The 7,226-nt window shown below is 49.2% G+C and carries 7 protein-coding genes; 6 read left to right on the top strand and 1 reads right to left on the bottom strand.

Features of this window, described 5'->3' with window-relative positions; translation table 11 throughout:
• Positions 1-433 precede the first annotated feature (433 nt).
• Positions 434-1,018, bottom strand: a complete 585-nt coding sequence (locus tag LUQ50_RS03620) for a TetR/AcrR family transcriptional regulator (protein WP_300036305.1) — start codon at positions 1,016-1,018, stop codon at positions 434-436.
• A gap of 77 nt (positions 1,019-1,095) precedes the next feature.
• Between LUQ50_RS03620 and LUQ50_RS03615 the strand changes: the two genes are divergently transcribed.
• From LUQ50_RS03615 to LUQ50_RS03590, 6 genes are all read left to right on the top strand, one after another.
• Positions 1,096-2,373: a hypothetical protein gene (locus LUQ50_RS03615; protein ID WP_300036303.1), complete on the top strand. Its 1,278-nt coding sequence runs from the start codon at positions 1,096-1,098 to the stop codon at positions 2,371-2,373.
• The gene (locus tag LUQ50_RS03610) at positions 2,370-3,569 is read left to right on the top strand and encodes an FtsX-like permease family protein (protein ID WP_300036300.1); all 1,200 of its coding nucleotides are present in this window, start codon (positions 2,370-2,372) and stop codon (positions 3,567-3,569) included. The genes LUQ50_RS03615 and LUQ50_RS03610 overlap by 4 nt, the downstream gene beginning before the upstream one ends.
• Positions 3,566-4,234, top strand: a complete 669-nt coding sequence (locus tag LUQ50_RS03605) for an ABC transporter ATP-binding protein (protein WP_367278953.1) — start codon at positions 3,566-3,568, stop codon at positions 4,232-4,234. Before LUQ50_RS03610 ends, LUQ50_RS03605 begins: the two co-directional genes overlap by 4 nt.
• Before the next feature lie 27 nt (positions 4,235-4,261).
• Complete coding sequence (locus LUQ50_RS03600; protein WP_300036298.1) at positions 4,262-5,557, top strand: serine hydrolase; 1,296 nt, start codon at positions 4,262-4,264, stop codon at positions 5,555-5,557.
• Positions 5,558-5,669: 112 nt separating this feature from the next.
• Positions 5,670-5,927 (top strand): AbrB/MazE/SpoVT family DNA-binding domain-containing protein, encoded by a 258-nt coding sequence (locus LUQ50_RS03595; RefSeq protein ID WP_300036295.1) that lies wholly within the window; start codon positions 5,670-5,672, stop codon positions 5,925-5,927.
• Between the two features lies 1 nt (position 5,928).
• A partial coding sequence (locus LUQ50_RS03590) for an NAD(P)H-dependent oxidoreductase (protein WP_300036292.1) occupies positions 5,929-7,226 on the top strand: 1,298 nt, incomplete at its 3' end.

The following is a 7,226-nucleotide window of genomic DNA, read 5'->3' as shown; positions in this document are numbered from 1 at the left end:
TCCACCGCAAGACCAGTCGGAGTCCCGTTATCCAGGTAATTGAACGGAGGGAACTCTTCAGTCAGATATGTCAGATCCTGGAGAGAAGATGGAGCCTGTACCGCAGTAATCGGAGTGAAAACTCCTGTCAGGATTAAAAGCCATATGACAATGAAATAACGTTGAATATCGGTAACCATATGAAGTGTAAGTTTTCGAAGAGATAAATTCTGCTTGTTGATACAAAAAAGATCCAAAGTTATACGACATTCAACCCTGACGGAAGGAAATAGGGGAGGAATGCTATTAAATCAGGGATCGAACACACCAGGCATGCTGAAAAAGATGGATCCAGATGGATTATCTGTGTGCTGATGTCGGGTACCCCGTAAATTAGAAGGAGATACTCTTCAATTGCATACCTCATAAATTCAGGAGAAAGGAATAGACACAGTCAGACTATCCCATTTGACAAGGATTTGATCACGGTATTCCAGGATTCCCTTGCTTTCTCCGGAGGCAGACCCAGTTTTTTCCGGATCTGTAGACCTATGAACAGGGCCAGAAGTGAGTTGGCAACAATATAAGGATCCACTATCTCTCTGCAAATGGGAATCCGTCTTTCCAGTTGAATTGCCATCCGCTTTAGGATCATTTCATGTAACCGGCTGATCTCTTCAACCATTTGAGGATCTACTTCTGTCTCATTCATGATCTCAAAAAAGATGGAAAACCGGGTTCCGTACCGCTCAGTGACGAGATCAAAAAAACCGCCATCAGGGGTAGCATTATCTGATGCCAGGGAATCCTCGGCAGCAGAACCCACCTCTTCAATCAGATTTTTCAGGGTCGCCATGAAGAGTTCTTTTTTATCCTTGAAATAGAGGTACAGGGTCGGCCGTGATATCCCTGCCTTTGTAGCAATATCACCCATATTGACACTTTTGTACCCGTTCTCAAGAATGAGTTCTGTTGCGGTCTCAAGAATTTTTTTTCGTAACTCATCCTTGTATTCAGGAACAACCCGGGGCATACTCATATATTTTCACTGGGACTGAATAATGACACCGGTGTCAGTTACATTTATGAAGGATACTGACACATGTGTCAGATAACATGACACGCATGTCAGGATTAAGGGAGACTCCCGGAGAATCATCCCGCATACCACGAACAGGTTCTCTGATAAGGATAATTCTCCTGATGATTGTATCCGGACTTCTGTTCACCGGATACACCGGGATCTGCACAGCGAGTGAGCCAACCATGGTGATATCAGATTACCAGGTGCGGCCTGAAGTCATCATGCCCGGCGGGACAGCACTCATCACTGCCACAGTCACCAATACTGCCGGAGCAGCTTCCATGACCACGAAATCATCGGGTGAGTTCGCTGAATCGGTGACCGAGACGAAGGATATCAATGCATATATCGATGATGTCCAACTCTTTGGTAATGGGTTGCAGGTTGATTCGGGTGATTACCGCAGGATCGGTGAAGTAGGTCCAGGCCAGTCAATCACACTCACATTCATGGTAACTGCACCGGAAAATTCAGGCATCTATTTTCCCGAACTACATATTGCCACCCAGGGAGGCAGAAGCCTGAAGTACCCTATCCCGGTCAATGTCAACGACGACAGACTAATTCAGCGGAATCCTGCCATTGAAATCAGGAAAGAGTTCCCGGACAGGGTTATTCCAGGAGAGAGTGCTAGGGGAAAAATAATCCTGAGAAACACCGGCGAAACAGCAGCAAGTGAAATTTTTCTGAACATTACATCAGATAACCAGGAAGTATCACTCACCAGCCCGGGATCGGTACATCTCGGGCGGCTTGGACCCGGAGATGAAACACCAGTAAATATTGAGATCATCACCAGTGAGGAAGCCACCGAGGGGATTCATCCGGTCAGGTGCCATATCAGGTTCAGTTCGGCATCAGGCCGGATAAGTGAACAGAACGAAGAGATTCCGGTCAGGGTCACCGGTCAGCACGAACTCTCCGTATCTGCGGTAACCACTGATCCGGTCAGGGTTCAGGAAGGAAGTCCGTTTTCCCTGATTGTCAGGATCGAGAACACGGGTACCGGTGATGCAGATGGAGTGAAGGCGCGTATAGAGACAGGGATCAACGGGACAAATGAGGCCTTTGTGGGAAAGATAGAACCTGATAATGATGCTCCTGCAGTGTTCTACCTGCAGCATGCACCAGCAGGAGATCTCTCAATCCCGATCACTATCTCCTCCCGCAATGAGCCGGCGATTCTCCGGGATACTATCGCAATTACCGTATCTGATAAACCCGGTCTTCCTATCCTGCCGATCTTATTGATCATCGCTATTGGGACCGTCGGGCTCTTCTTCTGGAGAAGAAAGGGGAAATCGGTATGAAGAGGGTTTCAATACCCTTCTACCTGGCATCCCGGGCAATCAGACGGGGCAACAAAGGAACATTGACCCTCACCATCCTGGTTGTGGCAATGTCCTTTGTACTCATGGTATTTCTTCCGTCACTGGTTGGCGGGATCACCGGTGCGTACACCCGTCAGGTAACTGATTATCAGTACGGGAACCTGGTCATCGACCCTGATGATGACACCCCGTTCATTACCGATACCAGGGAGAAGATCCGGATGATAAAACGGGTTCCCGGAATTGCAGCCGCATCTTCACATACCACAGTGAGCAGTTCACTGACTTCTGATACGAAGACCCTCTCACGGGGAGTTGTTGCAATAATTCCTTCGGACGACAGGAAGGTAATCAACCTGCCAGGAAAGATAACCGAAGGGAGATACCTTACCGATGGTGATACCGATACGATCCTGCTCGGTAGTATCCTGGCCGGCAACGAGGATGAGAGCAAAGACAAGATGGAATCACTTGGGGGTGTCCGTACCGGAGATTCCCTGTCGGTTACTTATTCAAACGGGGAAACCAGGAAGATGACCATAAGCGGTATTTTTGAAACCGGATCCATCAACACTGATTCCCAGGCATTTATTACCCGGAAAGAGATGGGTTCAGTGCTCGGACTGCGGGATCAATCATCCTCGATACTGGTGACCATCATTCCGGGAAATGACCTTGAAACGGCAAAAAACAGGCTAATGGAGTTCGGTATCAGAGAGAAGGTAAAGACCAGTGCAGAAAAAGGAGAAGGAGTAATTGGAGATGCGATCAAGAGTTTCAACCTGTTAACCCGGTTAATGTCAGTTTTTTCCCTTGTTATCGCATGTATTGTGATATTCATAATTGTGTACATCAACACTATCAATCAACGGCGTCAGATCGGGATTCTCAAAGCTATCGGAATTCCAGAACAGGATATCATCTGGGATTATCTCATCCAGGTGGTGTTCATCTTCTGTTCCGGTGCCCTTCTTGGATTTTGTATCTTCAGCCTCATCAGGGAATATCTCCAGGCATCACCGCTTCAGTTTCCTGCCGGCCTCGTCTACCCGGTAATGGATTTCTCGATCATTTTCCCGTCGTTTTGTGCCCTCGGAATAGTGTCCCTCGTTGCCGGAGTGATTCCGGCATACCGGACAACCAGTACGGAGATACTTGAGTTGGTGAACGGATGATCATCGAGACTGACGACCTGACGAAGACATACCACATGGGTGAAGTACAGGTTCACGCTCTCCGGGGTGTTTCAACCGGGATAGAGAAAGGAGAGTTTGTGGGAATTATGGGGCCGAGCGGGAGCGGAAAATCTACGTTTCTTCATCTTGCCGGATTACTCGATAACCCGACTTCAGGAGCGATCCGGATTGGGGGGAAGGAGGTCTCTGTAATGCCACGTGAAGAGAAGGCACGGTTCAGACTTGAAAAGATGGGATATGTCTTCCAGGATTATGCTATCATCGAAGATCTGACGGTACTTGAAAATGTTGCAGTTCCGGGTCTGGGACTCGGGCTGGATTATCATGAGGTGATGGAGATCGCTTCAGGCCTTGTTGATGATGTCGGGCTGGGCGGCAGGGCTCACCATTTGAGACGTGAACTTTCCGGTGGCCAGCAGCAGCGGGTAGCCATCGCCAGGGCACTTATGAACAGCCCTGCGATTGTCTTCGCCGATGAACCCTGTGCAAACCTGGATACGGAATCGTCCCGGATGATCCTTGACCTGTTTAAGCGACTGAATACAGAATGGGGGCAGACAATGGTGATGGTGTCACATGAACCCTGGCATGAGCAGTTTTTTGATCGGGTGATCCGGTTTCGGGATGGAAGAGTGGATCCATGAGAGTGGAGTGGTGATTGAAAGGTTCATATGGTTCTCGGCCAGGCAGAATACCGCCGCTTCACCGCTATCTATAAGGTTCATCAATACGTAAGGACTCATCTTGAAATCCTGGCTATGAATCACTATCAGGCATGCATCATACTCCTGTCAATCCTGTTCCTGATCACCAGTACTTCAGGGCTTCCTACTCCTGACGAATGGAGAACCACTGCGTACGGTCATTTTTCAAGCCTCACCAAAGAGGATGTGGATCCCTTCATCTCCACACTGATCACCTATAACCAGAGTAAGGGGATGGTGGTCGTGTTAGTGGACAGAGACGGATACTGCTGGTACTCATACGGGACTCTCACCACCAAAGACGATGATTCTCCTGATAATAGAACCCTCTTTGACATCGGATCCGTATCAAAAGTGATGACCGGCCTGCTCATGGCAGACGGTGAGATCCGGGGAGAATATAACCTCACTGCACCGGTGAACACCTGGCTTCCGGATCAGTACCACTTGAACGGTGAAGGCCAGACCATCACCGGGGCTGACCTGGCAACCCACCGGTCAGGATTGCCGGTAACCCCGGAGGTGTTTGCCCTGACCGATCCGGCAGCGACCGGGGCAGACCAACTGGAAGAATCGATGCGGCATTACCAGACAATGACCGCAGATGAGACCTATCAGTGGCTAGCCAATACTACGCTTTACAGCCCTCCGGGATATGAGTACCTCTACTCTAACCTCGGGGGAGCAGTAGCCGGTGACAGTATCGCCCGGGCTGCAGGAGTTCCATACCCGCAACTCTTCGAAGAAAGGATTGCAATCCCACTTGACATGACCAGTACAGGAGCATCATGGACGATAGAGGATCTGAACAGGCGGGCAACCGGGTACCGGGGGTATGAGTATCCCGCAGATGAGGCCCATCTTATCAGATTTAATGAGTTCTGGACTGCCACCGGAGGGATTCACTCAAATGCTGATGATATGGCAGTATTCCTCGCTGCCCAGCTCGGACTGATTGAAACTCCTCTTGTTGATGCCATCGCAATGACTCATACTCCCCGGTTTACTGCCTATACTGGCCCGCCTCTCTTGGAACAGGGCATCTTCTGGGATATACTTCATAACCGGGACGGTACGATAATCATCAAAAAGCCGGGAGAGACCAATGCACATCAGGCTGTTATTGCATTCAATCCCACGATGGGAGCCGGTGTAGTAATTCTTTCCAATACCGCAACGGTCGGTGGCACTCATGTTGAAGGGCAGGCCATCGCTCTTCTGGAACGGATGCAGGTGAAGAAACAGAATCAGAAATCAGTTTGACAATATCTTTTTTGCATGAGAGAGGTTGCCGGGATTCCCAGGAAAGGGAGATACAGTTATAACCACACAATTCATACAAGTGTGAAAAGTATGAATTGTGTGATCAGCCATTATGCCAATCAATACAGATGAGCAGTGTGGAGACGGGAAACATATCTTTGGAACCGTAAAAGTGGGAGAGCGGGGTCAGATCGTCATTCCCAAGGAAGCCAGAGATATCTTTGGGATCAACCCAGGTGATACCCTGATGGTCCTCGGTGATGAAAAGCGGGGAATCGCTCTCGTAAAAGCAGAAAAATTTCAGTCTCTTGCTGAAAAAATGCTAACAATGTTTGAAAAAAAACCATCCAACACGGATACAGAGGATTAAAATGCAGATTTGCGTTCTGAACGGAAGCCCAAAAGGGGAGAAGAGTGTCACCATGCAGTATGTCAGGTTCCTTGAACTGGCAAACCCTGAAAACACCTTCATCATACATCACATCAGTAAAAAGATAGCCGCTATCGAGAAGAAACCGGATGAGTTCGGGCAGATCTGCACGACGATCCAGCAGAGTGATCTGATCCTCTGGGCAACACCGGTATACTTCCAGCATGTACCGGCCCAGTACAAGCGGTTTATTGAACTGCTGCTTGAGAAGAACGGTGGTACCCTCTTTACCGGCAAGTATGCTGCATCACTCAGCACCTCGGTTCATTTCTTTGATCAGAAGGTCCACGAATACCTGCAGGGAATCAGTGAAGATCTCGGGATGAATTTCGCAGGATCGTTCTCTGCAGCAATGGATGACCTGCTTGAAGAGCAGAACCAGCGCCAGCTCGCACGGTTTGGCACCGACATCCTCGCTGCCTGTAGCGAAAAAAGAGTCACACTCCGGGCATACCCTCCAGTCCCACAAGTCTCTGGCAGATATTCTCCGGGTCAGATCAGTTCGGCTGATACAAGAGGAAAACAGGTCCTGATCCTCCATGATGCCGCTACAGGGTCCAATCTTGAATCGATGGTCACTCAGATGGCCTCATCGTTTTCATCGGTTATCACCTGTCATCTTGATGAGATCGGAATGCGAGGAGGGTGCCTCGGATGTGTGCAGTGTGCATTCGAGAACCAGTGCATATACTCGGACAATTTCTGTTCATTCTGGAAGAACCGGGTTGATTCCGCAGACATCATCGTGTATGCCGGGGCTATCAGGGACCGGTACCTCTCGGCAACCTGGAAACAGTTCTTTGACCGGAGTTTTTTCCTCGGACATATTCCCCGACTCAAAGGGAAACAGGTCATCCTGATGGTATCAGGTCCGTTGGCTCAGATACCAGGGCTCCGGGAAAATCTTTCCAGCATGTTATCAGGAGGGAACCTTGTCGATATCATAACCGATGAACCTGATGACTCACGCCAGATCGACGCACTCATCAGTTCTGCTGCAACGCGGGCTATTGACTTTTCACATGCCGGGTATGTGAAACCACCGACATTTCAGGAAGTTGCTGGGCATATCGTCCTGAGAGATGCAATATGGGGAGATCTGCGGCCGATATTCCGGGCTGATCACCGGTATTACAAAGCCAACGGGCTTTATGACTTCCCTCAATATCAGTACCGCAAACGGTTATCCCGGTTCTTCTTCTCGATATTCATGAGCATCCCGGGGATTCAGAAGAAGAT

Source organism: Methanospirillum sp. (assembly GCF_028679455.1).
GTDB lineage: Archaea > Halobacteriota > Methanomicrobia > Methanomicrobiales > Methanospirillaceae > Methanospirillum.
Note: the sequence above shows the minus strand (reverse complement) of the source record. Positions and strands in the feature narration are given on the sequence as shown.